2 protein-coding genes are annotated in these 2,008 nt (G+C 60.9%); both read right to left on the bottom strand.

The annotated features are described in order from the left end of the window. Positions 1-315: transposase (locus tag DW925_RS09945; RefSeq protein ID WP_199577081.1), on the bottom strand; the 315-nt coding region annotated here is incomplete at its 3' end. Between the two features lie 238 nt (positions 316-553). After that, on the bottom strand, positions 554-1,510 hold the full coding sequence (locus tag DW925_RS09940) for a tRNA-dihydrouridine synthase (protein ID WP_117583392.1): 957 nt from the start codon (positions 1,508-1,510) through the stop codon (positions 554-556). Positions 1,511-2,008: the final 498 nt, after the last annotated feature.

Raw genomic sequence — 2,008 nt, 5'->3', positions numbered from 1 at the left:
GAGCCCGGGCAGGTGGGCGACCCCGAGCCCCGCGGCGCGGGCCCGCCTCACGGCGAGGGACCCTATGTTGCGGAACTGGTCGACGACGACGAGCGTGCCGGCGGGCGCGGAGGCGAACAGCGCGTCGAGCTCGGCCTCCCTGTTGCGGACGGGGGCGCTGGCCAGCACCTCCCCGTCGCGGTCGACCAGGCGGGCCCAGTGCGATGACTTGCCGACGTCCAGGCCGAGCACGGCCGCGGGCCTGGTGGATGGCGCTTTCACGGTGGTATCCTTCCGGTAGTCGTTCGACCGGATGGCCTCCCCCTCGGCACTCACATTACCAGCCGCGGCGCCTGCCCGGCACTTTCCTATCAGCCGTCGGGGGCGGCGCGTCCCGCGCCGGCAGCACCCAACGGGCCCTCTCGGGGGCAGGGACGTTCGGCCGTGCGCGGGCGCCCGGTCGGCGGCCCGTTCTGGGCGCGCCTCAATCGTAGCCCGAGACGGTCCCGGGCTGACAATTTCGACTGTAATGGACGTTCTTGAATGACTAGTCGTTAAAGAACGTCCCCAACGACTAGTAGCCACAAAAGCGGGCAACAGGCGCGAGCGGCTGCTCGCGAAAGACGCGCTCGACGGCGGCGCGGTATTCGTCGACCTTTTTGGTCTTGCGCACGAGCTTGTGCACGGTAGCGGGATCGGCGAAGGCACATTTGGCGTAGAACCACCATTCCTTCATGCGAAAGACCGCGTTGCCCCCAATCTCGTCCGCATAGGCCGCAAACAGCGTGTCGTGGAAGCGCTGCAACTCGGCAGCCGTGGCGGCAGAGCCGCCCTTAACCATGCGAGCCAGCGCGGGATTCGCGAGCAAGCCGCGCCCCAACATTACGTGGCGTGTTCCGGGATAGGCCCCCACCAGCGCATCCATGTCCTCAAGATCAAAGATGTCGCCGTTATAGGCCACGGGAAACGGCGCCCGCTCCAACGTCTCGCCGTAAAACTCTTTACGCGGCGAGCCCGTATAACGGTCCTTTTGCACGCGCGGATGCACGATCAGCTCTGCCAGCGGCATGCGGCAATAGAGGTCGAGCACGCGTTCGTACTCGTCATCGCTTTCCAACCCCAGCCTGGTCTTGACCGACACCGGCAAGGGTGAGCGTTCGCACACGTCGCTCAAGAACACCTCGAGCTCATCCAGGTTGCGCAGAAAGCCCGAACCCTTGCCTTTGGCAACAACCGTACCCGAGGGGCAGCCAAGGTTGAGATTGACCTCGCGGTACCCCATCTCGGCGAGCACCTGCGCCGCCCACACAAACTCGTCCGCATTCTTGGACATCAGCTGAGGTACTACGTTAAGCCCCTGGTTATTGGCAGGATCGACCTCTTTAAACGCCTTGCCACCAAAGCGGTTGCCCACCCGCGGCGGCGGCAAAAACGGCGTGTAATAACAATCGAGCGCGCCAAAGCACTCCGCATGCACGCGACGGAACACATGCCCGGTAATCCCCTCCATAGGGGCCAGCGATAAATTCATCAACATCCACTCTCAAATCAATGTGACAAAGGGACAGTCCCTTTGTCACATCCCATTCAAGCGGTTCAGGAACTCTTCGCAGGCGCGAGAACGCAGGCGATATTTTTTCCACACCAGATACGATGCAATGGTGAAGGGGCAAAAGGGCAGTCCCTTTGCCCCAAGTGCCGGCTACCGGACGCAAGCTAGTTGCCGTTCGCGAACGCCGCCCATATTTCGAGGTCTAATACTTTTCCCGAGAAGTGAACGGCTCTATTTGGACCCCCGAAGCATTGACATTTTTAGGCGTCAAAACCGCAGGATTTGACTGGCAAAACCGCAGGAAATTGCACGCCAAAAGTGTCGATGCTTCGGGAGTCCGTTTTCACTCGTTCACTTCTCGGGAAAAGTATTAGACCTCGATTCCGCAGTCCCCGATGTGACAAAGGAACAGTCCATTTGTCACATTCAGAATTGACCCCATTACAGTCTGAAATAGGCCATCGATAAATTTCGATG

Source organism: Collinsella sp. AM43-1 (assembly GCF_003467925.1).
In the GTDB taxonomy this organism is placed as follows: Bacteria; Actinomycetota; Coriobacteriia; order Coriobacteriales; family Coriobacteriaceae; genus Collinsella.
Note: the sequence above shows the minus strand (reverse complement) of the source record. Positions and strands in the feature narration are given on the sequence as shown.

What these genes read in the sequence shown, in the direction of transcription:
- DW925_RS09940 (WP_117583392.1), bottom strand. Translation starts at nt 1,510, where the DNA reads ATGAATTTATCGCTGGCCCCTATGGAGGGGATTACCGGGCATGTGTTC.